Raw genomic sequence first — 23375 nt, 5'->3', positions numbered from 1 at the left:
TCCACGGCCGAGTACTCACACCGCCACGAACGGCCAAATCGTCACACCGGTCACGGCCAACCAGCACACTTCAACAAGATCGTGTTACGAGCTCTTAGGGACCTTCGTTCGGATCATCGAGCGGACCAGAGGAACCGCCCGCGATGTGAAATCCAGCCAGGTAGATCGTGGCCGTCTTCTTGTAACGGATCGCCCGCCGCCCCGGCTGCCGCGACGCAGCCTGTGGCCTCGCTGGTCCGCAGGGATGGGAATCACCGCACGGATGCCGCGTTTTCGAGGGTGGTCGCGGATCGCGCGGGAGGCGTACGCCTTGTCTGCCACGACCATGTCCGGTCTGGTGCGGGGCCGCCCATGCCAGCGGGCTACGCGCAGGCGGGCCATGACAACCGTGAAGACCGGCGCGTTTCCGGCCTGCCCCGCGGTGAGGACCAATGCCAGCGGTCGACAGCTCCCGTCGGCGCCGAGTAGATCTTCATGGTCAGTACGCCACCGACCCGTCCGATGGCGTGATTGGCTGGTTCGCCGGCCGGAACCCCTGTTTGCGGGCTCCGGCCGTGTGCTTATAGGACCACACGATCGTGGAGTCCACCGAGACGGCAAGGTTGAGGTCCTCGTCGGCGTCGGCCTGGCCATCAGCACGCTGAAAACCTGTTTCCAGGTGCCGTCGAACGCCCGCATCCGTAGCCGGTTGTAGACGCCCGGTCAGTTGCCGCACTTCTCCGGCACACGTGGACCCACTGCGTTCCTGTCTGGAACTTGAAGGCGATCGCGTTGATCACCCCTCGGTGGTCACGCCACCGGCCACCCCGCTTCGGTGCCCTGTCCGTGAGTAATGGCTCGATCCGCGCCCACTGCGCGTCAGCCAACGGCACACCCCGACCAACGATCCGATGATCTAAATGAAACTGCCGAGGTGCCTCCCATGACAACAGGGGCTCCAGTCCCATAGCAGTGGTTACGTCCCCGATCAGATGCGATCTAGATGCTGCCGCGTGACGATGGGAGGAACCCACCATCAGGTCGGCGAGGTCATATCGACAGTCTCTTCTTACGCCGCTCGACGTTCCCACAGCGAACGTATCACTGTTCAGCGTGATCCGTGAGCAAAGAACCGAGGGGCGCTAACCGCCTGAAAGAGAAACCGATGGGTACGTACATAGTCAACGGTCAAGTAGTTGATCTTCCGGGTAATCCAACTGCCAGGACCCTAAAAAGTGAAGTAGACGGGGCGCAAGCCGACGATTGGGTACTAGCCACCAAGTCGGACGGAGAGATGGTTCCAATTCGGGACAGCGACACTCTTCCGGCGAACGCAAGCAGTTACATGATCGTACCCCAATTTGAATACGGATGCACCCTGGCAACAGAAATGATCATTCGTCATGGCGGATTTTGATTCGACCAGGAGAGTGAGCCGCCTGCAATACGAGGCGTACTTTCTGGCGCGCAAGTACGGAGAGGTTCAGGTCGACAGGCAAGATGGTACCTGGGTCCACATAAAGACCTTTGCCATCCCGGCCGGGTGGAACAAGCGTAGCGTTCAAATACTCATCGATATACCGCATGGAACTCCCGGGTATCCGCAGGTCGCGCCCCAGTGGTTTTGGACCGATCATGACTTGCGCACGGTGGAGGGACTTCCGATCAGCCACTTCTTTACCGAAGAGAGTTCTTTCAGCGAAGCGCGATACGTTAGTAAAGGGTGGGGGCATTTCTGTATCCACTTGATGAAATGGCACCCCAGTACCGACATGAAAAGAGGACACAGTCTCGTCTCATATCTGGATCTAATATCTATGGTATTTCGCGACCGGAAGAGCCTGACGCGGCACTAACCAAGGAGCTGCCACTATGGATGCCGAGATCGTCATTCCTCGTCGCTTGTGGAACAGGTTGCGCAGTCATCTCTTGATCGACAAGGAGGAAAGCAGAAAAGGGAAAGTCGACGAACAACTTGCCTTCTTGCTGGCGGGCAAGAGTGTCGACTCCAAAAGAGTTAGACTTCTAGTTCGCGAAATACTGCCCGCGCATTCCGAGAACTTGGAGTATCAGTCGGGCATTGGAGTGGCCCCGAAGCAGGATTTCGTGATCAAGGCCCTGAATCGATGTCAAGCGGAAGGCTGGCAGCTAATCGAGGTTCACAGCCATCCCTTCGACTCCTCTCCGAGTACGACTTTCAGCGGTATCGACTGGGGCAACGATCGACGTAAGATGCCCGCCCTTTCTACTCTTTCGACCGAGCCCTTCCTGCATGCCACGATGGTCATGGGGCGCAATAGCGCGGACGCCCACTTCTACGACTCGGTCACAAGGGAGATAAAGCCAGTATCCCGGATAGTCATCATAGGGGTAGAGAATAGTGGATCGCGTAACGCTCTCGAAAGGGTGCCAACCACCAGTGGAAACATGGAGCATGAATACGGTGCGAGCGGTGAAGTGAAACATCAACGGCAGCAAGCAGTCTTGGGCACTGATGGCCAACGAGCTCTGACTCAATCTACGATCGCCGTGATCGGCCTTGGCGGTTTGGGCTCCTTCGTAACTCTGGAGCTTGCGCACCTGGGTGTTGGAAGGCTTATTCTGATTGACCCAGATGTTATTGAGGTCAGCAACCTTAACCGCCTGCTCGGAGCTGGAATGGCAGAAAATGGCAGGCGTAAGGTGGAATTCTACAAGGACGTGGCTAGTGGAGTATCTCCTGCCACTGAGGTGGTGCCTGTAGGGGCATCTATCCTTCAAGAGGATGCGCTCTCACGAGCAAAAGAGGCAGATCTACTGGTTGGTTGCGTCGATAATCACGGTGCCCGCCTAATACTGAACCAACTTGCAATTCGATACCTCCTCCCTCTTGTGGATGGGGGAGCAGGTATCACGCTGGAGCGATATCACTTGAATCTGGCGGAGCAGTAACAATAGCTATGGAACCTGGGGCATCCCAATATTACGGCAGCATGAGAAATGGAGTTACGTCGGCCGATTGGGACACCTCATGGGACAGGAGTTTCGTAGTGCGTAATGGAAGGTCGCGGCCCCGGCCGAATTATACTCCCATTTCATGGGATGACACCGCATCCGCATACCGTGGTCGGATCGGTGAGAGGCTAGTATTTCGATGCCCACCCGGAGGGGAAGCGATGAGTATCTGGGGTACGGATCGATACACAGATGATTCTTCCATATGTACTGCCGGTGTGCATGCAGGAAGAATCACATTCAAGAATGGTGGGACGGTGGCTATCATCATGAGGCCTGGAGCTTCAGAGTTTACGGGCACGGTGCGCAATGGAGTCACATCTTCTGATTGGAATGATTGGCCGGGGAGCTTCAGCTTCGTTGGCTAACTGATTTGGCCGCCATGGTTTCTCCTGTGAGGCGTCGCTGGCTCGGTGAGTGCGTGGGTCTAGGGGCTTTCGTTCGGATCATCGGACGGACCAGAGAAAGATGCCGGCGATGTGGAGCCCGGCCAGGTAGATGGTCGCGCGGTGAGTACGAACGCGAGGGGGCGACTGCGGGCATCAGCGGCGAGGTAAATCTTCGTGGTCAGTCCGCTGCGGGACTGGCCGATGGCGTGGTTGGCCGGTTCGCCGATCGGGGCCCTTTTTGCGGGCCCCAGCCGCGTGCTGGTGAGCGCGCACCATCGTGGAGTCCACAGGCACGGCCCAGCTCAGGTCTTCGTCGGCGTCGGCCTGGGCCATCAGCGAGGTGAACACCCGCTCCCAGGTGCCGTCGACGGCACGACCAACGATCGACTGATCCAAACGAAACTGCCTAGTTGCGGTCACGGGCGTGGCTATCGGATACGTCACCCGAGAGGCAAACGTCGTACCTGCCTGTCGGCAGGTACGAGATGTCCTCTGATTCGAGAAGCGACTGGGAAGGGCGGGGTGCTGACCTGAGGATTGGCAGGGGCAGATGGGTTGACCGGCGGATACTCCTGTTTCGGTGGTACTCACAGGCCGACGTCGTTTCACAGGCTCGTGTGCCCTGGCAGGTAGGCTTGTTGGCTCAGAGCAACACTCCCCAGGTGGTGACAGCAGCTGCCGCTACAAGGAAGGCCAGGACGGCCCACACGACTGCTTCCCGGGGAATGGTTCGTTGTGTCGCTCTACCGATCCCGGCTCGCGCTGATCCGTGCTGACGTGCGACCGCGACAGGTGCGGTAACGGTCACGGAGGAGTTGTCGCCGGTGACGATATTGATGTTCTGGAGGGCTTGAGCAACCTGGTCCGGTGTCGGGTCCTGTTGGCCGGGTGGCATTGCGGACCGCAGCTCCCCGACCAGCTGTACGAGCCGGGTGCGGACCTGGTCGAGAACGCCTTCCAAGGCCGAGGGATGCACAGCCCAGTACAGCCTGAGTACCTGCCGGGGGGAGTTCTGGCTCATGAATACTGCCAGCTCGGCAGCCATGGCCGGACTGAGCTGTACGGTCTCGTCTGGACTCCTGGAAACGAGCGACTCGATCTGTCCCACGCCCTGCCCGAGGCGGAGTTCGTCCCCCAAGCTGTCACGAGCGAAGTCCGGAAGATCAAACATACTGACCGGCTGTTCCCGGAACTGGAACTGCCCGGCGATACCGTCCATAACCAAAGGGGCTGAAATCCTCCGGTAGTCGGGGACAGGCACGTCCGTACCCTCGTAGCCCTGGAGTTCCCTCAATGCCCATGTGCGGAGTTGTTCGGAGTGAGCGTGACCGCCCAGGGCGATCACTTGGCGCAGGATCGGTGTGAGTGGACGGCCCTCGTCGAGGACATCCTCCTCCAGCCGGTCGAGGCGGCTTCGCCGAGGTCTCACTTTACGACCACCGTGGCGATGACGCCGGCGACGCCCGCGAGCGCTGCGACGGCACCCCAGATGACCGAGGTGCGGTGCCACCAGGGTTGAGGAGTCGCGGGAGCGGGCTCATTGACGTTGGCGCTTGCGGTACCGCCGCGGTCTGCCTTCGCATTCGGCGCGACGATGTGAAAGGTGGAGTTGTCGCCGCCCGTGATGTTGAGTGCCTGCTGCGCCGCCGAGTCGATCTGATTGGGGTTCGGGTTTTGCTGGCCAGGGGGCATGGCTGCTCTCACTTCCGCAACGAACTGGGTCAGACGTGTTCTGACGTGATCGAGGACGCCCTCGATGCTGGCTGTGGAGACGTCCCAGTGCAGAGACGTGATGTCGGCCGCTTCGTTCCCCAGACGGTGCTGCTCTTCCGTCATTTGAAGGACGTACTCAGCTGAGCCGGGCGGGCTCAGGCGTACCACTCTGTCGCCGCGGGCGACTATGACTTCGAGCTCTCGAACGCCTTGCCGTATCGGAGCGCTCTCCCCGATACCGCGGTCACGAGCGTGCTGGGGCAGCTGGTGGGGGCTTATGCGCCGGGTATTGCCTCCGATGATCTGGCCTGGAAGGTTGAGATCCACTACGACTTCGAGAGCGGCCGGTACCTTTCGGTACGAGGGGAGTTCATCAACAGCCGAGTACCCCTCCAGCTCCTTCAGTGCCCAGGCACGCAGTTCCCCATGATGGGCGTAACCAGCCAGCATGAGGCACTGCCGTAGGGCGGTGGCCAGGGAGGCGGTGTCGTCCAGGACGGTGAGCTCCAGTTGCTCCAGTCCTCGGACGTCGGTTGGTGTCACGGCATCCAGTTTGCACTGCACCACTGACAACACCGGCGGCTTTCTGTTTCTGGCGCTCGACCGCGTTCGTACCGGGGGCGTCCCGGTTGGTACACCCCCGGTGTTCGAGACGGGCCGTGTAGTCAGACGTCAGCAAGGTGGTTGGCGAGTCGCAGCGCGTCGATGGCCACCGACAGCGCCGCGTGCAGACCGATGGCCTCCAGCAGTGTGGGGTGGACGACCGGGGCCCAGTCCCCGTGAAGGTTTGGCCATGTGGCGAGAGTGACGTCCCCCGAGGCAACGCCGAGGCGGGCGGTGACGTCCATCCCACCGGATGGGACGCGTTCCCAGCGCAGCAGAACGGAGCCCGGACGAAGGAGCGTGCGGTCTTGGGCTGATACCCAGGTCGTGGGCATCGGCTCGGTGGCGTACCGGGGCACGGAGCGGACGAGCGCACCACGTACGCCCGGAGGCATAGGGCATTGGGTGACATCGCCGAGGATCAGGAACGGGCGCGCAGGGTCGTTCGCGCCCGCTGCGAGCTGCGCGCATGACTGGTGGTTCACACGTCGGCCCAGCCGAGCTGAGCGCGGACCTCGGACGGCAGAACGTCCTCTTGGCCGTTCTCGGCGAGGTAGACGGCGCCGTCCGAGTCGCTGATCTGGATGACGCGTCCGACGCGGTGGGTCTGGGGCCAGTCCGGGTTGATGGCGAGGTACACGGGCCGGTCCGGATCGACTGCTTGGAGCTGGTGGATCAACTGGCGAACGGTGGTCTCGTGCGGCAAGAGTGCTCCTGAGTTGATGAGAAGGGGCGGTCGGTGCAGGTCAGACGCAGGCACAGCAGCGGTTGGGGAAGGCGATGAGTGCCGCGAGGAAACCGGCCACGGCCTGGGCCGGAACGCTCGGCCCGAAGGTCTGGTCCCACGCCACCTCGCCGTCGGCGTCCTTGACCAGGATGTGCCACAGCTCGCCGCACGCGGCCTCCTTGGTTTCGGGAAGGAACCCGACGTACACACGCCGGTCGGGGCTGGAGCAGTGGACGTTGGCGTAGAGGTCGGGGATGACGTCCCAGCCCTGGCCCTTGAGAAGTTCGAGGACCGGGGCCGCACAGTGGCAGTCGAGAAGCCACTCGCGGTTGCCGAGCACGGCGTGCGGAGGTTCGGCGGGGATCTGGAACGGCGTGGTGGCGGTAGGCGTCACGAGTAACGAACCCTTCGTTGGCCTGGGGTTTTTCGAAGCGGTCGTACGTTGACATGGTCCACGGGCGGGTCTCCAGTCCTTCCCGGCGGTGGATGTCTGCCGTGGGCGAACTGGCTGGAGTGGCGACCGCTGGTAAACCGCGGAGGAATGGATCGGTCGCCCCTGGAGCTGTTCCTGGGGCGACCGATCCAAGGTGGGGGAAGGCAACGTGCTGGACAAGGAGATGCGTGCGTACGGTGAGGCCCTTGATGACACGATTGCGGCGTCCCTGGGCCGATCCCGTATGGCGGATGGATCGCGGGTCGAGCTGAGCGTGGAGGAGCTGGCCTTGGCGGTGGGTGCCGTGGAGGAAGGGCTCAGTCAGGAGCGTCGCGCGGCCGACGAGGACTGACGGCGGTACCTGGCATCAGCGTGCTGCCGCAGCCCGTCGGTGGCGGGCGGAGAAGGCCGGCAGGGCAGCACCGGGGCTGTTGTCCGTGATGGCGGGCGTCGCCAGGCCGCGGCCGACGAGGTGAGGTGCGTGCGAGCGTGCGCGTGCGGCTGCGGCACGCCGGATGTCCAGCGGAGTCGGCACCGGGGGAGGCACGGGCCGTATGCGGGCGGCACTGCGGTTTCGTTCCGGAACTTCGAGTTCGTAGCGGAGTACAGGGCTGGGGTCAGCCAGTCGCTCGGTCGTTGCCGCAATCAGGTCGATGGGAACTGCGGAGGTGAACGTGGCGTACCAGCGGGAGCTGAAGCCGTCCTGACCACCCCAGAGCAGCCAGCGGTCCTTGTCGCCGCGGAATTCGGCATGTCGATTCAGGACCCCGCCCCTGTAGGTGAGGCCGGCGAGTCCGTCCGGCGCAGTGAAGAGGGTAGTCAGCTGCCAGCCCCCTCGCTTCCATCCGGCGTCCTCCAGGGGACGGAAGCCTTCCTTGACCGGGCCACCAGGGCCGATCAGGGCAGCGCTCTGATCATTGGCGTAGCTGGTGGCGATAGCGGAGGTGAAGGCGGTCACCAACTCTGTCGGCGTGTTGGTGTCGAACGTGGCCAGCCAGTCGGGCGGCCCGAACGGGTCGTTGTAGGCGGCGACCTTCCACAAGGTGTTGTCCGGGCCCTCGGGCAGGAAACCGAGCCGGACACGCCGGTCTGGGGATGAGACGTAGACGTTCGCCAGTTCGTCGCTCTGCGCCATGAAGGCTTGGTCGAGGAGTGGTTGCATCGCCGGGTCGCCGATGGTGGTGGAGCCGGCGAGGTACAGCGGGGTCACGTAGAAGTCGCCGTCGAGGGTGTGTGAGGGCATGTGGGACCTCCAGGGGAGCGGCGGACCATCAGCGCTGACGGCGTGAACGGCCGTGAGCGGCAAGTGATGCGGGCGGGGTCGCGGTCTCCCCCGCGGGCGCGGGCGGGTGGACGGCGTATGGCCGGCGGGCCAGGGCTGCCTGGGTCCGGGGGATGGAGGCCGTCGGCCCGGCGAGGTGCACCTGCGCTAGGTCGCGGTGGCGTTCGGGGATGTCGCCGGCGAAGCGCAGCACGGGGTCGGGGCTGGTGAGAGTGATGGCGGCAGCGGTGCGCAGGTGTTGTGGGGTATTGCCGGTGAAGAAGGCACGCCAGCTCGGCACGTGGACGGGATCGGTGCCGCCGGACAGGCGCCACATTGACCTTTCCGGCGTCAGCAGCTCGGTGTACTCGTGGAGCCACCCGCTGCGCGTGCGCAGGGCAGCGTGGCCGTCGGGTGAGAAGTTCCAGTGCGGCCGACTTCCGTGGAGAGGTTGCCAGTTGCTACGGCGTAGTACGTCCTCGGGGCCAAGTCCGGTGTAGCGCCTGCCGTCGCTGAAGTAGTCCCGGAAGTGGTTGGGCAGGCTCTCGACGAGTGTTTCGGTGAAGGCAGCGACGATCTCGTGGGGTGTGCCGCGGTCGAAGGTGGTGATCCAGTCGGGAACGCCGAGCGGGTCCTCGGCGTAGGTGATCGTCCATCCGCCGTAGTGGCTCTCGACAGGGTTGGCGATACGGACTCGCTGGCACGGGCTGGTGTAGTACGCATCCGTGTCGAAGGCGATGGTCTTCGTCCAACCGGCGGCGTTGTCGAGGATGGTGAAGGCAGCTTCCGTCGTTCCGGCTCCTGCGAGGTGGACTGGTGCAACGAGGACCTCGGTACTTGGGGCGAGATCGCCGAGGTCGAGAGATGACATGGGGGAATGCCTCCGGGCGGTGGCGGGTGACAGGGGCGTCATGAGCGCCGGCGCGCTCGCGTCGGAGCTGCGGAAGCGGTGGGGGTTGACGGACCGGCGTGTGCTGGACCTGTGGCCCCGTGCGGCGACCGGGACAGTGCCGCCTGGACACGACGGCCAAGCAGCGACGACGTTCCGGCAGACGCTTCGCGTTCGCGCTCCAGTCGGCGAGCCGCGGTGCGATATGCGGTCTGGTCCTGGCGCTCGCCGACCGCCAGGAGGTAGATCTCCCGGCGGTGCTGGGAGGACGCTGGGGCGTCGCGGTACTGGATGACCATGCGCCAGCGGGTCTCCGGATCGACGTAGATCTTGTGGCAGCCCGCGAGCTCGCGGGTCAGCGCCGCTCCGCGTTCGTTGCCGTGGACCAGGTGCTGCAACTCCAGCAGGGCCAGGTCACGGATGCTCTCCGGGACCGAGCGCAGGTCGGCAAGGGCCTCAGGATGCGCCGCGAAGGCGTACCGAGCCCGGCTCACCGCGCACCCCGGCCAGAGCATGGTGCGCAATGAGCCGCGGAGCGGGGAGCTGTGACCGGCGCCGGGGGGACTGCGAGACTGGCGCTGCCAGCGAGCGCAGAGCGGGTGCGGGCGCGCGCAGCGTGAGCCCTGTGAACGGCGGAGCTCTCCGAGCCTGGTGGCAGTGGGAGGGGAGCGCTGCGGTCCATGGCCCAGGCGTCCGCTGCCTCGGCGCTGCTGGGCGCGGAGTCCGGGTGGCTGTCGCGAACGAGGGTGCGCACTTCGGTCGCGATGTCCAAGGAGCCAGGGGTGTCGGTGTAGTGGTCGAGGACCTCGTACCGGCCATCGGGATTGGTCCGGAGCAGGTCCTCCAGCCGCGAGGTGAGCGCGTCGGCAGGGCGTGGCCCGTGGTTTCGGTCCAGCATGGTGGCATCTGGCGGGCAGCCCCGGCGGACGAGCCAGTTCTGGGCGAGCGGTACGACCGGGGCTCGCTCGTAGTCGAAGGTGAACGCTCGCTTTCCCATGTCACGGGTGAGGTGGAACGCCACGTACTCCGCCGTGCCGGACACGCCCCAGGTGGCCGCCTGGTCGTGGAACAGCAGGTAGCTGTCGTACCCGTCGTCGCTGTGGTGCTCGGCGAGAGGTACGAACATGTCGTCCGAGAGCGTGACCGCGAAGAAGTCCTGCTTGAGCGCCTCGGTGGCTGGCGCGAAGCCGTCGATCCGGTAGTCCGGGATCGGGGGTTCGTACGTGTCGGTCATGTCAGGCTCCTGCGGGCTCGGGCGAGGCCAGGAGCCGGTGGTTGGGCCGGGCTGGGCTGGTGGTGCAGGCGCCGAACGGTCCTTCGGGGGTCCTGAGTTGGAGGAGGGTCGGGTCGAGGTGGTCGCGGTGCCACGTCGAGGGGCCGACGAGGCCGGCCTCCACGTCAGTGAGCTGCTGCCAGGCCAGCCACAAGCCATGGAGTCGGGCCACGGCTTCGGGGTGCTCCTGCCACTGCTCGCACCACGGGCGTCCGGTGGTGATCTCCCGCCCGTAGACCGGCAGCAGGAGGTCGTGCACCCAACTCGTCAGCGCCGCGAGTTCCTCGACGTAGGCCGGGCCGGCGAGCGCCAGGATGAAGATGGATGCTGGCGCCTCCTGTGAGCCGCCCGGCTCGGCCGCCGCTGATGCGGCGACCGGGCCCTCGTTGTCACCGTGCTCGGCCCTGATGCCCTCGTCGTCGGTGAGGCGGGCTAGCGTCTCGCCCTGCTTACGGCTCTCCGTGACCAGCTTCGCGACCGTGGAGACCAGGTCGTCCAGATCGTGGTCTGGCACGCGTATCGGCTCGCTGCCCTGAGCGGGTTCAGCCATCGCTACCCCTCTGCAAGATCGGGTGGTTGGGGTGGCGAGGATCCGGAGAAACCAGGGTTTGGCCCGGCTGGGATTCCGGTGTAGGAACCGCCGTTCATCTCGACCCGCCGTACCCGGAACACAGGCTCCCGATCGACGGCCGGTGCGGCGCCGGCGGATGGTCAGCGCGCATGGCGGGACACCGGCATGTAGGCGAGACGGATCGGCTCTGTCGCCGGGAGCCTGTCCGGGACGCGGTAGATCGAGTTCGCTGGGTGTGCCGAGCGGCTCAGCGCGGCGAGGACACGAGGTGGGGTGCCGTCGATCCGGTCGGCAGTGAGCCGTAGCGTGACGGAGGTGTCCTGTAGCGAGTCCACGGTGAGGTCCAGCCGGTCTTGCGCGACGTCGAACGCGGCTCGCCGGGCATCGCGAAGGTCTGCCGAGGCGGGGGCTTCCGCGTACCTGCGCAGGAACCCGAGCTGCTCGAAGGCTTCGGTGTAGTTGTTCATGGCGCGTCCCGCCGGGGCGGACGCGCTGGTGTAGGCGGCGATGATCGGGCCGAAGTCGAGTCCCGGCTCGGTGTCGGTGGCGCGGAAGAAGACCTCGTCGGACAGGTTCCTCACCAGTCCCGTCAGAGCGCCGAGATGATGGGAAGCGGTGACAAGGTCGGGCAGGGAGGTCTGCGTGTACGACCGAACGATCTTGGAGCGGAGCTGCTCGAATTCCCATGCCATCGCGTGTATTTCGTCCTTCTCCAGGTCCGCGCGGCCGGTGGGGTCGGTCATGACGGACTCCGATGGTTAGGGCGGGAAGGAAGCGCGGTGCAGGAGGCCTCGACTGGCTCCGCGTGGGCAGTGGTGTCCGCGAGGCGGCTGCGGGCGCGGGCGGCGTCGATGCGGGCGGCGGGCGGTGGTGCACCGGGCCGGCTGACCGGTCGTCGCGGTTCGGGTTCGGTTTCATGTGCGAGGCGCAGGCGGCGGCGCATGTCGTCCAGCGGGCCGAGCACGTGCAGGGCGTAGCCGATGAGCTGCCCGGGCGCGAGCGCGTCGCGGTCGGCCAGGGCTGCCACCTGCTGGGCCGCCACGGCGGCCGTGCGGACGAGAGAGGCTTGGACGACCTGTTCGCCGAAGTGCTCAGCGGCCAGGCCCACCAGCGGGTCGCAGACCCGCCGCACACGCTCGGCATCGAGCGTCCCGTCGGCCAGAGCACCGCGTCGCTGGACTTCCCACAGCACGGTCAGCTGGTCGATCGGCTCGCCACGATGGTGCAGAGCCCCCAGCGCGCGGTAGATCTGCTGATGTCCCGGGTCGGCGAAGTCACCGGGGCGGAGCCACCGCATCAGGTCGAGCAACTGCTCGGGGCGCGAGGTGAGACAGCCGAGGAGGAACTCCTCGTCGGCCAGGGCCTCCTCGTCCACTGGCTGAGGGGGCTCGGCCTGAGGCGCGTACGCGACGGGGGGCTGCACGGGACGAGCCTCGGCGCCCCAGCCGCGAGCCAGGTCAGTGAGTACGTCGGACAGGACCTGGGCATGGTGGAGCGTCTCCTTCACCGTGCCGGCTCGGACGTCGGCGAGTGCGGCTTGGTGAAGACGGGCTGCGTGCTTGGCCACACTGCGGTGGATGGCGCCCTCCAGGACCATCCGCCCGTACACCGGCACGTGGCCGGGGCGCGGGCACGCCGACACGAGGGAGTGCAGGTACGAGGCGGTGAGTCCACGGGTCCGCGTGCTCGCCCCACGCAGCGTGTCGGTCACCCAGGCCAGCGGAACGGGATCGCCGGCCGTCGTGGCCGCTGCCGGGTGGCCGTCGGCCTTGAGCTTGAGCATCGCGGCGTAGACCGCCGCGTGCGCGGGACGGCAGAAGTGTTCCGGCCGCAGCCAGGGCGAGAGCCGGTCCAGCTGGCCCGGCTCCAGCAAGATCGCGCCCAGCACGGCCTGCTCGGCGTGGACGAGCGGGGTCACGACCGTTCCTTGCGCATGGCATTGTCCTGGTGCCGTATGTCGGCGACTGCGCGGTCGGCCGCGGCCAGATCGGCGGCGAAACGGTCCAGCTCCCCTGTGAAGGCAGGGTCCCAGGCGAGCAGGGAACCCGGATGCGGACACGAGCCACCAGTCGGCGCCACGCCGTACGACGGGCGTGCCGGCGAGGCGCTCGGACCGGCGGACGGAAGCCGAGGACGAGGGGGAGTGGGACATGGGAGTACCTCAGGAAGACGAGGGCGAAAACCCGGAGGGATGCGGGACAGCTGGGGACTCCGCCGGCGCGTCTCGCCAGCCGAGGGCCTGACAGCACCGGGGTCATGCGGCCTGGCCGAAATCGTCGCGACGGCGGTTCTCGGCCAGCGCTCGCTCGGTGATCGCCGTGGTCTCCTCGGCGGAGGCGACGCCGAGCCGGTCGGCGTCCGGTTCCCGGTACCAGGGCTTGAGGTCGAGGAGCGCGGGGCGGATGCCGGTGGCCAACAGAAGGGCGGAGCCCTTGGGCAGAGCACGGATCGCGTCAGCCGGCAGCACCCGCTCCTGCCGCAGGGAGACCGACGTCGACTTGCCTGACTCGCTGGTGGACACCGAAACGGTACGGACATCGTGATCGCCCACCAGGCGGCTGAGCTTGTCCGCGAAGTCGGCGTCGTCGACGCCCGAGCCGACGAGCTTGATCGTCGCAGCGGACCACAGGGCGTCCATCCCGGCCTCGCCCCAGACCCGGACGCCCTGTCGGTAGGACTGCAGGATCGTGATCGGGATGACGCCCCGGGAGCCGAGGTGCGAGTACAGGTCCGGCAAGTCGGCGATCTTGCACACGTTGGCGGCCTCGTCGAGGATCGCGAGCATCGGAGCGTCGAGCCGCCCACCGTCGCGCTCGGCCTGGATCACGGCCGCGCGCATCACCGCGTCGGCAGCGGCGGCGATGATCGCCGAGGCGGAGCCGCCGCCGTCCTTCGACAGCAGGAACAGCGTGTCCTTGCTGGTGGCGAACGCCTCCGGCTTGAACTCCCGGACCTTGCCTATGCCGCTGGGCGGCGTGACCCAGGCGGCGATGGCAGGGTCGAGAAGGCAGCTCGCGTACTGCCGCGCGGTCTCGAAAATGCCGTCGCGGGTTTCGACGGCGCCGGACACGGTGCCCTGGAGCTGGGCGGCGGCCGCGTCGAGTCCGGCGTCCTGGAGCAGGTCGACGGGGGTGCGATCCGCCGGTGAGGCGAGCCACGCCAGGACGTCGGTGATCGGCCGTCGGTCGCGTGCGGCGGCGAGGAACAGCGCGGTGAGCGTGTTCGCGGCGGCGGTGGACCAGAAGTCACCCGCGCTCGACTCGTCCACGGAGGCGGTCACGAAGTGCCCGGCCAACCGACGGGCCCCGGCGAGATCACGGGCGTCGGCGAGGATGTCCCACCACATCGTCTGGGGTGCGTAGGCGATCTGCTGCGGATCGAGCGTCCACACCGTGCCCGCTCCGGCGCGGGCTGCGAGCGTGGCGGTGTAGGCGTCGCGCGCCGCCTTGTTGGAGGTCAGCAGCACCGGTCCGGGCGCCCGCAGGATCGCCGGGATCGCCAGACCGGAAGTCTTACCGGACCGGGGCGCCATGATCGCCAAGATCACGTCCTCCCACGAGGAGCGGACCTCGCGCGCACCGGGCGCGAGCGTGCCGAGCAGAACGCCGCGGTCGTCCGGCGCGACGTCCTTGGGCTTGGTGCCCTTGAAGCTCGGACGGAGAGCGATCGCCTTGGTCGCGATCTTCTTGGGCATCAGGTCGGCCAGATCGCGCTGGTCGGCCAGCCCCTTGGTGTTGCGGCGCAGGCGCAGCCACACCTTCACACCGAGCAGCGCGGAGGCCAGGAAGGCGAGCGCGGGCAGGACGTAGCAGGCGCCGACGAGGACAGGCAGCGAAAGGTGTGGCCAGACCTCATGAGGGTGCAGCAGCGCGTCGGTCGGCTCGTACGGTGCCCAGGAGCCGGACCCGGTGAGGGAGTTGGCGCCATTGCCGAAGAACCAGGCCAGCGTCCCTGCCCCCATGCCGAGGGCGGCGACGGACAACATCAGGTACAGCATGAAGTCGGTGCCGGTGGTGGTCGAGGGTGTGCTGGTGCGTGCAGGAGACAAAGCGCGGTCCCGATACGTGGTGCGAGGTGGACGGTGTGCTGGGGCCGACGAGTTCTTCTTGCGATCACGAGTGGGCTCCTGGCGGGCTGCGGTCGGCGGGGGGAGGGAGTCGAGGCGGGGCGGTGGCCGCGTTGTCCGGGGGCGTAGGCGGCGCGGTGGTCAGCGCGTCCGGTTCGGCTTCGACGTGGGCGGCGGAGCGGCGGATGACGGCGCGGGCCCGGCGGTCGGCTGCCCGGAGCGCTTGGGGGCCGGAGCGGTCCCGTAGTAGTTCGCGACCTTCGTCTGCCAGTTCGGCTTCGCTGGACGATCGAGTGACCGCAGATGGTGCGCGGCGTCGTGGAGGTCCTCGCTGAGGGAGCTGAGCGTCGCGGCAGCTTCCGCGAAGTCACATGAAAGGTCCCAGCCGGCGTCGGTCTCGGACGCTTTGGCCTGCTCGGCGGCGGCCTCGAAGAACTCGCTGAGGCGGACGAGCACGCCGTCGTTGCGATCGAGGACGTGCTCGGTGAGGTCGGCGGCGGTCTCGTACGTCTCGGCGCCGTTGAATTCGTCGGTCAGCCGCAGAATCTGTTGGCCATGGACGCGTTTGCCCTGGGGGTCGGAGGGCGTGGTGAAGGTGTCGACGTGCAGGTCGTGACCGAGGTCGACGCGGTAGCCGACGGCGGTGAGCATGCGGGCCGCGTGGCTGGCCATCTGGTTCTCGCGGGCTTCGCCCATGTCCCAGGGCAGGCGGTACCAGAAGGAAAGGGGCGTCGTCTCGATGACGAAGCCGGCACGCTTGAGGAGCGTGGCGGCGAGTTCGTCTCCGCCTGCAGCGGTGACGTCGCCGGTCGGATGGCGTGCGATGACGACGTCGGGTGGGATGGGCATCGTGGGTCTTCCGATCAGAAGTGGGGGTTCTCGGTCGGCCGGTCGCTCGCGGTGGTGGCTTCCAGCAACTCGGGCAGGTCCCCGGGGTCGGCGTCGCGCTGGTCGATCCACCAACCTGCGCGGGTCAGGAGGCGTACGGCGTCCTCTATGGCCTCCCACTCCGCCTCGCTCGCCGTTCCCTCGACGACGAGCGCGCTGTACGCGGCGGAGACGAGCTGGTGGCGACAGAGCCTGGCCCAGGCGACCGCGCGGTCGGTGCCGTCCAGCAGGGGCATGCGGTAGCGCTCGGACCACTCCCCGGCTTTGGCCTGCTCGGTGTCCTCTGCTTAGCGAGCCACTCGGCCTTGGCCTCGGTGCCCTCCTCGAGGGAGGGCCGCCAGCAGTCAGTGCTTATCTGCACTTCACCGGATCGAGTGCGATTCGAGCTCGCGTTCCGTCGTCGCGGGCTTCACTGCTGGGTACCGTGTGTGTATGTCCACTCGCGCGGAGTTGCGCCGGATACGCCGTATCGACCGCTGGATGGAGATCATTCTGCCCAGGCTGGTCCGACGCGTGGTCAACGGCGAGGTGTCGCAGCCTGGTTGGTTGCCTCGCCGTTGGCTGACCCTGGTGTCGGGTGACGTCGACCGGGACGCGGGTGTCGGCGCTGTCTGGCTGGTCTGGCGTCCCGGGTCCGGGAAGGCCGAGACGCGTACGGCACTGATTGAGCGCTGCGGCGAGAAATGGCAGTACGCAGGCGGTGGCAGTAGGTCGGATGGTGACCTGCCTGCGGAGAGGCTGGCGTCGGGCCAGCCGGGACAGGTCGGCATGATCGAGGTCGGTGGAGGCGCAGGTGGGCTGAGCTACGCGTACCGCCTGCGGCATCGTCATCCGGACGGCATCGGGACGGCCCCGTGGGTCGGGTCGAACGAACTTCAGGTGGCGGTCGAAGTGGATCATCTCCTCCTCGGCGACCGACGGATCGAGGTGCCTGGGCACGGCAGGCTCATCGTGGTCTGGAAGTCCCCGTCCGCAGGTCACTGGCAGATACGACCGCTCATCGTGGCTGTGGGGCGCGACGGCTCGGAACTCTCCAGGATCGGCCCTCACGACAGTATGGACAGTTACACCTGGGCAGAGTTGAGTGGCCAGACGGAGTGATAGCTGCGAATCCTCCGTGAGCACGGTCGTCCTGCGGCTCAGGGGCATGCTGGCGCGGGCGTATCCGGCACGCCGGTCGGCCGAACGGTGGGAGAGATCGGCCTCGGTGGTGTGACCGCAGGCGTGGTCGATGGTCCAGAACTTCTTCACGGCCATGAGCCGGGCTCCTTGAAGGTCGAGGAAGGGAGATCAGCGCGTACGACTTGGGTCGGTCGGAGCAGCCTGGGGACGCGGCACCGCCTCGCCCTGAGGCATCGGGGTGCTGGCCGGGCGGTTGGGAGACGACGCCACGGCGGCGCGCGCTCGCGCGGTGTGCGTGACCCGAAGCCACTCCTGCCGGTCCGGCGACGGCACCTCGGCCAGGGGAGGCGCGTTCTCAGGAGTCGCGTCGGGCATGACGGCCAGTTCGAGCTGGGCTCCAACGAGCTGGTCACCGAGGAAGGCAACATGATGGGCGATGCTGCGCAGGTGAAGGCTCAGTTCGTGACCGCTGGACGTGCCGAGCCGCTCGCACCAGGCAGCAGCTGTGTCGATGAACTCCTCCAGGTCGGGCACGACGCCGTGGTGCTCGTGGAGGATCTCGCCTAGGACTTCGGAGACGTCCGCCGCGCGGCGCAGCTCGTGGAGTTGCCCGGTCAACGCGGTGAGGGACTGGCCGGGTTGGGCCGCCCGCACCCGGGCTCCGTCCGGAGTGGGGACCGGTGGCGGGATCATGATCCTGGGATCGGCTGCGACGGCGAGACCGGCTTCCTGGAACTCGCGGGTCGCGCTGGCCACGGTGCGCACCGCTGTGTTGTGGGGCGTGTCATCCGCCAGCAGGTAGACGTCGAGATACTCGCTGTAGCGGAAGCGGTGCTTGCGCAGGACCTCGTCTAGGTACGGACGGTCGTCCGCGACGGCGGCGGCCACGCCGAAGGCAGGGTGCATCCCGAAGGCGACGTCTGGTTCGAGTTGCAGGGTCATCGAGAGGGCTCCTCGGTTTGCGCGGCCTAGCGGGTGCGGACCGGCTGTGGGGCGGAAAGGGCAGGGCGGTACTCGACGGCGACGGTGAGATGTCGTGCCAGCGGTACACCCGCCCGGGCCGGAGAGACTGTGGTGGTGGCATGCGCCCGGCGCTGTTGTGTCGAAGGCGTCGGATCGGGGCGCCCGTTGCCGCGGATGTAGGAGAAGGCGTCGAAGGCGAGGTCCGTGCTGGCCAGCCGGGTCTCGACATAGCGGTGGTCACCCTCGCCGTGGAGCAGGACGCCCTCACGGGTGCGCGTGTCCGTGCCCACCGCACGCAGGGCCCCCTCGGGATCACGGACCTGGTCGTGAACGACGATCCAGCCGTTCTTGATGTCGGCGTCGAGCACGCGGGCCGAGGCGACGACGGCCCGCTCGACGGTGGGCACCGTCGAGACGGAAGGTTTCTCCAGTCGGTCGAGGAGACCTCGGTTCGCGCCGAGCCGGGTGCGGGGCTGAAGGTCGTAGGCAACATCAGAAGTGACGCTGTACTGCGCAGCCCGCAATGACTGCACCGCTTGCGCCGCACGCCGGACGGGGTCACGGTGTGGATCGGTCAGGCCGTACAGAGTGCTGCCGGACAGCCGCTCGAAGCCGACGAGTCGCAGGATGTGCTCGGCGACGTGGTTGTCGTGGGACGTCGCCGCCACGACGCCGTACCGGTCGTGGTGGCCGACGGTGATGTGCGGGCGTGTTTCCGCCACGAAGATGCACCTCGCAGAGGTCGGGGCCGTGGGGAGGACGAGGATGAGGCCGGAAGGCGGACTTGGTAGAGCCGGAAATCTGCGCTAGTCAGCGTGAGCGTGGTCCAGCTGCTGCTGAAGAAGCGGATGGTCGACAGCCTGGCGGTCGTCGCGATTGCTGCGGCGACCTAGCAGATCTTCGAGACCTTGTGGGAGAGGCGGGAAGCGAATGACTGACGTTGGGCTGCTGCTGCAGATCGCCGATGCGGCTCTTGACCAGGCGTCGACGTTGGTTACCGAGATGACCGTGGGGGCGGTCCGTGCCAAGGGCGACCGGGACATGGTCTCCGAGATCGACTTGGCGGTTGAGGACCGAGTACGCAGTTTCCTGCAAAAGGAGACGCCGGAGATCGGTTTCCTGGGTGAGGAGAACGGCGGGACGGGGGTCGACGGTCCCCTCACCTGGGCGCTTGACCCAGTCGACGGCACGGCGAACCTGGTGAACGGCCTGCCGCTGTGCGCAGTTTCGCTGGGACTTGTTGACCACAACCGCTCGGTTTTGGGGGCGATCGACCTGCCTTTCCTGCGGCGTCGCTTCCGCGCTGCCGAGGGGCATGGCGCCTATGCCGACGACCAGCCGATCCAGGCGAGCCACACGAAGGCTCTGGGCGAAGCCATCGTTGCGATCGGTGACTACGCAGTCGGGGCACGAGCCCAGGAGCGAAACGTGCGGCGTCTAGCCCTGACCGGCCTCCTCGCTGAGCGTGCGCTGCGTGTCCGCATGCTCGGCTCGGCCGCCATTGATCTTGTATGTGTAGCATCTGGCAAGCTCGATGCCAGCATCACACTCAGCAACCATCCCTGGGACATGGCGGCTGGAGTTGCGATCGCCAGAGAGGCCGGCGCTGTCGTGATGGACCTGGACGGCTCGCCGCACAGCTTGCGGTCCACAGCCACTGTCGTCACCGCGCCGGGGCTTCGGGAAGACATGCTGCAACTGCTTGACGGCCTATGAGCCTTCGCAGTCCTTGTGCCCAGCAGGACGTCGGCCGGCCATTCGCCGGGTCGCCGTCAGCGGGTCCAACGGGCCTGTGTCCATGGAGGCTCGGCCGTGTGCAGCGTTGGCCTTGGAGGCGTCAGCGTAGAGCTGGGCGAGGCGGCGCGTGCCGCGGTGGATCGTGCGCTTCAGGTGCACGGGCGTGACTTTCTGTACCGAGGGCGTGGTGCGGCGGGGCGGAGAGGGGGAGCCGAGACGACGCGTTGGTTCCCCCTTGTCAGGAAGGACTTGACCGCGAGCAGATGGCTCAGGCGTGCATCCGGGCGTCGGTGTCGAACAACTCGCGTTCATGCGGATGGAGCAGATGTTGAGTGATGAACGACCTGCCTGCGACCTTCCACAGACCACGTCCCTTGGTGAGGGCGGAAACAGCCTGCGTCTCGACACCGGTGAGGCCCAGCAGGGAAGCCGCGGAAGCGAGTTGGTCGGCTTCCTGGCGGTAGATGATGCGGGTGGAGCAGTCGGTGAGCAGGCCCTCGGCCAGTGCGCGGCCCCGGGAGCCGGCGTCGCCTGCCGTGAGTAGGTCGCTGAGGCGGTGGATGACCATCATGTTGGCGATACCGAGCCCTCGGCTGAGCTTCCACTGGCTCTGCATGCGTTCCAGCAGGGCGACGTGTCGCATCACGCGCCATGCCTCGTCGTAGATCACCCAGCGCCGTCCGCCGGTGGGGTCGGCGAGCGCGGACTCCATCCATGCCGAAGCGCATGTCATCGCGAGGACGAGTGCTGTGTCGTCGCCGGCGCCGCCGAGCCGGGATAGGTCGATGGTGAGCATCGGCGCGGCCGGGTCGAAGGCCACGGTGCTCGGCGCGTCGAACATGCCGGCCAGGTCACCGTGGATGAGGCGTCGCAGTGCGTGGGCCAGGTCCTCGGCCGCCTGCCCGAGACGTCCGGACAGGTCGCCTACTGCGGCGTCGAGGCGTGCGGGCGAGCCGAGTACGCATGCGACGTCGCCGAGCAGGGGGGTGGTCCCGGAGGCTTCGGCGTGCGTGACTGCCTGGTCGAGTGCCACGTCCAGGGCGGTGTGCTCCGTTGGGTGCAGGTCGCGCCGCAGAACGGTCTTCGCGAGCGAGCCGAGGAGAAGCAGACGCCGTTTGCGGACTTCACCTGCCCAGTCCTCCTCGCTGACGCCGAACGGTCGGGCGGGGGCGTCCAGCGGATTCAACCGGCCGGGAAGGCCGGGACCGAGCGCGATGGACTGCCCGCCTAGCGCCTGGGCGACCACGGTCCACTCGCCCTTGGGGTCGCAGGGCACGTAGATGCGGTAGCCGAAGGCTACCGCGCGCACGGCGAGGGACTTGGCCAGAGCGGACTTGCCCATGCCGATGATCCCGGCGAGCAGGATGTTCGGGTTTGTGAAGCCGTCGAGCCGCCCGTACAGCGCGAACGGGTCGTAGGTGAAGGCGGCTTCCGCGTGCACGTCGCGGCCCACGTAGATGCCCTGGGCACCCAGGCCGCCCTCGGCGAGGAAGGGGTAGGCGCCGGAGGCGGTTGCGGTGGTCATCCGGTGGGCGGGGAGCTTCAGACGGCCGCCGCGGGCGGAGGCGGGACCTGGGCGACCGGTGACCGGGTAGGTGGCGTGCAGCTCGGGATCGATGCCGGTCATGGCGCGGCGGGATTCGGGCTGTGCGGCGTGGCGGGCCTTGTCGCGGGCAGCGGCGAACTGGTCACGGGCGGCGCGGGCCGTGCGGCGGTCGGTCTTGCGGGGGACGAACAGCGGACTGGCGCTGGCGCGGGTGGTTCGGGTGGGCATGGCGGTGGTGCTCCGGTGGTCAGTGGCGGGTGAGGCCGGTGAAGGGGTCGCGCAGGTCGGCCGGGGTGTGGTCACGGCGGACTCGGGCGGCGGTGGCGAGGTGGCGCTGGCACACGGCGAGGTCGGGGGCGCCTTCGGGAAGGCGGGTCCGGCACTCCTCCCGAGAAGGAAGATGGCCGGCGACCGGGTGTGGGGCCGCGTGGTACGCGGCGTGGAGGTGCTCGGCTGCCTGCCACAGCCGGATACGACAGGCCCTCAGGTGATCGCCCTCCGCGGGAGCTACTGGAGACGTCCGCGCGGTGTGCGTGTCCAGCAGTCCGTACAGGGCGACCAGGTGGGCGTGCAGGGAGTCCAGTTCGGTGCGGCTGGCGGCGACCGGGGCGACGGGGATGTTGATGGCCTGGTGGAAGTCGAGCGCGGCGGTGGCGAACGGGACGAAGTCCGGAGCCAGTTCGGGCAGGGGCTCGGTCGGCATGGGGTGCCCTTCGGTAGAGCGCGGTCGATGGTGCTTGGCTGCGCTACGGGCGGGCGAGCGGCAGAGCGGCGTTGGTGAAGGCTTCGGCCTGCTGCCAGGTCAGTAGGCGCAGGTCGACGAGGGCGGCGACGGCAGCGGTCTCGATGGCGGCGCAGGCGGCGTTGAGTTCCTCGTCGGTGTCCGCGCTCACGGTGAGCAGGCCGGTGAGCGCGACATCTGCGTGTCCGGCGATGAGCTGGCGCTCGCGCTGTTTGATGTCGGCGTACTCGACCGAGTCCTCTTCGGAGTCGACCTGGCCCTTGCGGACCCGCTCGGCGGCGTCCGCGATCACGGTGGCCTTCTTGCGCTGTACGTCCTTGAGGGCGGCGTCCAGTCCCTTGGGTTCGTAGGTCAGCGAGAGGGTACGGCGCACGCCGGTGGTGAACAGGAGCTGGTGGAGGAAGCCGGGGTCGGTCTCGATGCGCGGCCAGTTCTCGATCCAGAACGTGGCGTGGTGCGCCGAGTCGGTCTGGACGCGGTCGGCCTTCTCTACCAGGACGACCGGTCCGGCGGCAGCGGGGTCGGCCTGCGGACGGCCCGAGTCGGACCACTGGTCGAGGGCGGCCGATGCTTTGGGGTCGTACGCGGTGCGGATCACGGCGGCGATCTCGCGGGCGGGCAGCCAGCCCCCGGGCGTGAGGCCGGAGGTACGGGCTGCCTGGTCGAATGTGGAGGCGAGCTGGGCCAGGACGGCGAAGGCTCCGGTGAGCCCGCCGCCGGCCTGGTTGATCAGACGGCGGGCGGCCTTGAGGTCGAGGGCGATGGCGACGTACGCCTCGTGGGGTGCCGCGGCGGGGCCGGCGGCGGCGAGCAGGTCGCCGTAGACCGGACCTGCGAGTGGGGTCTGGGCGTTGCCGTGCTCGTGCCAGTAGCGGTTGAGCGCGTCGCCGGAGTCGGGGACGGTGCGCTCCAAGACCTGGACGCGGGCGATGTGCCCGGTGCGCGCGAGCGCGGCCAGCGTGCGTCCCCATCCTGCGACGTTGCTGGCCTGGGCGGCCTGGTCGAGGAGGGCGAAGGCGCGGGAGGAGACCTTCACCACGGCGGTGAGGGTCGCGTGGTGCGGATCGTGAACCGCGCCGAGGCGGCCGTCCGGCGAGGTGGCCACCCGCAGGGAGGCGGCCGTGCCCGGCAGGTGGAGCAGGCCTTCTCGCTGAGGCCGGGTGGACGGACGGGTGAGCCAGAGCACCTGCCCCCGGAACCGCCGGAGCGCGTACCGGATCGCGATCGGGGCCCAGTCGGCGAGCGCGCGCCCGCGGTGGCGGACGAAGACCGCCGCCAGGACAACGGCCCACAGCGGTGCGAGCTTGAGCGCTCCGGTCAGACCGAAGGTGAGCAGCACCGCGAGCAGGAACAGACCGCAGGCGGACACGACGATCAGCTGAGGGGCCGAGAGACCGAGCAGCACGCCCCGGCGTGAGCGGTGGGGGAACTTGACCGTGGCCGGTCCATCGGGGTGCGGAGCGTCAGTGAGCATGGCGA

At 67.4% G+C, this 23375-nt stretch carries 28 protein-coding genes and 1 pseudogene; 6 read left to right on the top strand and 23 right to left on the bottom strand.

The window, feature by feature from the left end; all coding sequences use genetic code 11:
* Positions 1-84 precede the first annotated feature (84 nt).
* Together ACF08B_RS28680 and ACF08B_RS28675 are read right to left on the bottom strand one after the other, a co-directional pair.
* Positions 85-633 carry a transposase gene (locus ACF08B_RS28680; RefSeq protein WP_392320044.1) on the bottom strand — a complete coding sequence of 183 codons (549 nt, stop codon included), beginning with the start codon at positions 631-633 and terminating at the stop codon, positions 85-87.
* Positions 633-947: a transposase gene (locus ACF08B_RS28675; protein ID WP_392320032.1), complete on the bottom strand. Its 315-nt coding sequence runs from the start codon at positions 945-947 to the stop codon at positions 633-635. The genes ACF08B_RS28680 and ACF08B_RS28675 overlap by 1 nt, the downstream gene beginning before the upstream one ends.
* Positions 948-1382: 435 nt before the next feature.
* On the opposite strand from ACF08B_RS28675, the gene ACF08B_RS28670 reads away from it, so the two are divergent.
* Genes ACF08B_RS28670 through ACF08B_RS28660 form a run of 3 tightly spaced genes read left to right on the top strand, consistent with a single transcriptional unit; the run spans position 1383 to position 3341 of the window.
* Positions 1383-1835, top strand: a complete 453-nt coding sequence (locus ACF08B_RS28670) for an E2/UBC family protein (protein WP_392320031.1) — start codon at positions 1383-1385, stop codon at positions 1833-1835.
* Between the two features lie 16 nt (positions 1836-1851).
* Positions 1852-2910 (top strand): ThiF family adenylyltransferase, encoded by a 1059-nt coding sequence (locus ACF08B_RS28665; RefSeq protein ID WP_392320030.1) that lies wholly within the window; start codon positions 1852-1854, stop codon positions 2908-2910.
* Positions 2911-2918: 8 nt separating this feature from the next.
* The gene (locus tag ACF08B_RS28660) at positions 2919-3341 is read left to right on the top strand and encodes an LCCL domain-containing protein (RefSeq protein WP_392320029.1); all 423 of its coding nucleotides are present in this window, start codon (positions 2919-2921) and stop codon (positions 3339-3341) included.
* A gap of 137 nt (positions 3342-3478) precedes the next feature.
* Here ACF08B_RS28660 and ACF08B_RS28655 read toward each other — a convergent pair.
* From ACF08B_RS28655 to ACF08B_RS28630, 6 genes and pseudogenes are all read right to left on the bottom strand, one after another.
* Positions 3479-3734, bottom strand: a pseudogene (locus ACF08B_RS28655) (IS5/IS1182 family transposase); the annotation flags it as partial.
* 271 nt (positions 3735-4005) lie between these two features.
* Positions 4006-4791, bottom strand: coding sequence for a hypothetical protein (locus tag ACF08B_RS28650; protein WP_392320028.1), 786 nt, complete (start codon positions 4789-4791; stop codon positions 4006-4008).
* Positions 4788-5618, bottom strand: a complete 831-nt coding sequence (locus ACF08B_RS28645) for a hypothetical protein (RefSeq protein ID WP_392320027.1) — start codon at positions 5616-5618, stop codon at positions 4788-4790. The genes ACF08B_RS28650 and ACF08B_RS28645 overlap by 4 nt, the downstream gene beginning before the upstream one ends.
* Positions 5619-5740: 122 nt before the next feature.
* Positions 5741-5923, bottom strand: a complete 183-nt coding sequence (locus ACF08B_RS28640) for a hypothetical protein (RefSeq protein ID WP_392320026.1) — start codon at positions 5921-5923, stop codon at positions 5741-5743.
* A 236-nt stretch (positions 5924-6159) separates the two neighbouring features.
* Positions 6160-6384, bottom strand: coding sequence for a hypothetical protein (locus ACF08B_RS28635; protein WP_392320025.1), 225 nt, complete (start codon positions 6382-6384; stop codon positions 6160-6162).
* Between the two features lie 40 nt (positions 6385-6424).
* Positions 6425-6799: a DUF317 domain-containing protein gene (locus ACF08B_RS28630; RefSeq protein ID WP_392320024.1), complete on the bottom strand. Its 375-nt coding sequence runs from the start codon at positions 6797-6799 to the stop codon at positions 6425-6427.
* A 208-nt stretch (positions 6800-7007) separates the two neighbouring features.
* Between ACF08B_RS28630 and ACF08B_RS28625 the strand changes: the two genes are divergently transcribed.
* A complete protein-coding gene (locus ACF08B_RS28625; RefSeq protein WP_392320023.1) occupies positions 7008-7190 on the top strand; it encodes a hypothetical protein in 183 nt (60 codons plus the stop codon).
* 15 nt (positions 7191-7205) lie between these two features.
* Here ACF08B_RS28625 and ACF08B_RS28620 read toward each other — a convergent pair whose 3' ends face one another.
* The 10 genes from ACF08B_RS28620 to ACF08B_RS28575 form a co-directional block, all read right to left on the bottom strand.
* On the bottom strand, positions 7206-8081 hold the full coding sequence (locus ACF08B_RS28620) for a DUF317 domain-containing protein (protein WP_392320022.1): 876 nt from the start codon (positions 8079-8081) through the stop codon (positions 7206-7208).
* A 28-nt stretch (positions 8082-8109) separates the two neighbouring features.
* Positions 8110-8970: a DUF317 domain-containing protein gene (locus ACF08B_RS28615; RefSeq protein WP_392320021.1), complete on the bottom strand. Its 861-nt coding sequence runs from the start codon at positions 8968-8970 to the stop codon at positions 8110-8112.
* A 38-nt stretch (positions 8971-9008) separates the two neighbouring features.
* Positions 9009-9482 (bottom strand): type II toxin-antitoxin system RelE/ParE family toxin, encoded by a 474-nt coding sequence (locus ACF08B_RS28610; protein ID WP_392320020.1) that lies wholly within the window; start codon positions 9480-9482, stop codon positions 9009-9011.
* Entirely contained in the window at positions 9479-10222 is a 744-nt protein-coding gene (locus ACF08B_RS28605; protein ID WP_392320019.1) for a hypothetical protein, read from the bottom strand. The genes ACF08B_RS28610 and ACF08B_RS28605 overlap by 4 nt, the downstream gene beginning before the upstream one ends.
* Position 10223: 1 nt before the next feature.
* Positions 10224-10811, bottom strand: a complete 588-nt coding sequence (locus tag ACF08B_RS28600; protein WP_392320018.1) for a DUF4913 domain-containing protein — start codon at positions 10809-10811, stop codon at positions 10224-10226.
* Positions 10812-10972: 161 nt separating this feature from the next.
* Positions 10973-11575, bottom strand: a complete 603-nt coding sequence (locus ACF08B_RS28595) for a hypothetical protein (RefSeq protein ID WP_392320017.1) — start codon at positions 11573-11575, stop codon at positions 10973-10975.
* Positions 11572-12750, bottom strand: coding sequence for a DnaB-like helicase N-terminal domain-containing protein (locus ACF08B_RS28590; RefSeq protein ID WP_392320016.1), 1179 nt, complete (start codon positions 12748-12750; stop codon positions 11572-11574). Before ACF08B_RS28590 ends, ACF08B_RS28595 begins: the two co-directional genes overlap by 4 nt.
* Before the next feature lie 336 nt (positions 12751-13086).
* Positions 13087-14880: a type IV secretory system conjugative DNA transfer family protein gene (locus tag ACF08B_RS28585; RefSeq protein ID WP_392320015.1), complete on the bottom strand. Its 1794-nt coding sequence runs from the start codon at positions 14878-14880 to the stop codon at positions 13087-13089.
* 159 nt (positions 14881-15039) lie between these two features.
* Positions 15040-15747: a hypothetical protein gene (locus ACF08B_RS28580; protein WP_392320014.1), complete on the bottom strand. Its 708-nt coding sequence runs from the start codon at positions 15745-15747 to the stop codon at positions 15040-15042.
* A 14-nt stretch (positions 15748-15761) separates the two neighbouring features.
* On the bottom strand, positions 15762-16022 hold the full coding sequence (locus ACF08B_RS28575; protein WP_392320013.1) for a hypothetical protein: 261 nt from the start codon (positions 16020-16022) through the stop codon (positions 15762-15764).
* Positions 16023-16218: 196 nt separating this feature from the next.
* Here ACF08B_RS28575 and ACF08B_RS28570 point away from each other — a divergent pair, with 196 nt between their 5' ends.
* Entirely contained in the window at positions 16219-16887 is a 669-nt protein-coding gene (locus ACF08B_RS28570; protein ID WP_392320012.1) for a hypothetical protein, read from the top strand.
* Between the two features lie 189 nt (positions 16888-17076).
* Here the strand turns inward: ACF08B_RS28570 and ACF08B_RS28565 are convergent, their stop codons facing one another.
* Positions 17077-17850: a hypothetical protein gene (locus ACF08B_RS28565; RefSeq protein WP_392320011.1), complete on the bottom strand. Its 774-nt coding sequence runs from the start codon at positions 17848-17850 to the stop codon at positions 17077-17079.
* A gap of 26 nt (positions 17851-17876) precedes the next feature.
* The gene (locus ACF08B_RS28560; protein WP_392320010.1) at positions 17877-18593 is read right to left on the bottom strand and encodes a hypothetical protein; all 717 of its coding nucleotides are present in this window, start codon (positions 18591-18593) and stop codon (positions 17877-17879) included.
* Between the two features lie 208 nt (positions 18594-18801).
* On the opposite strand from ACF08B_RS28560, the gene ACF08B_RS28555 reads away from it, so the two are divergent.
* Positions 18802-19587, top strand: a complete 786-nt coding sequence (locus ACF08B_RS28555) for an inositol monophosphatase family protein (RefSeq protein WP_392320009.1) — start codon at positions 18802-18804, stop codon at positions 19585-19587.
* Positions 19588-19876: 289 nt separating this feature from the next.
* On the opposite strand, the gene ACF08B_RS28550 is transcribed toward ACF08B_RS28555, so the two are convergent.
* The 3 genes from ACF08B_RS28550 to ACF08B_RS28540 are packed head-to-tail and all read right to left on the bottom strand — an operon-like array spanning position 19877 to position 23370.
* Entirely contained in the window at positions 19877-21382 is a 1506-nt protein-coding gene (locus ACF08B_RS28550) for an ATP-binding protein (protein WP_392320008.1), read from the bottom strand.
* 19 nt (positions 21383-21401) lie between these two features.
* On the bottom strand, positions 21402-21857 hold the full coding sequence (locus tag ACF08B_RS28545) for a DUF6238 family protein (protein WP_392320007.1): 456 nt from the start codon (positions 21855-21857) through the stop codon (positions 21402-21404).
* A gap of 43 nt (positions 21858-21900) precedes the next feature.
* Positions 21901-23370: an SCO6880 family protein gene (locus ACF08B_RS28540; RefSeq protein WP_392320006.1), complete on the bottom strand. Its 1470-nt coding sequence runs from the start codon at positions 23368-23370 to the stop codon at positions 21901-21903.
* Positions 23371-23375 lie beyond the last annotated feature (5 nt).

The sequence above is a fragment of the Streptomyces sp. NPDC015139 genome (genome assembly GCF_043079785.1).
In the GTDB taxonomy this organism is placed as follows: domain Bacteria; phylum Actinomycetota; class Actinomycetes; order Streptomycetales; family Streptomycetaceae; genus Streptomyces; species Streptomyces albidocamelliae.
Note: the sequence above shows the minus strand (reverse complement) of the source record. Positions and strands in the feature narration are given on the sequence as shown.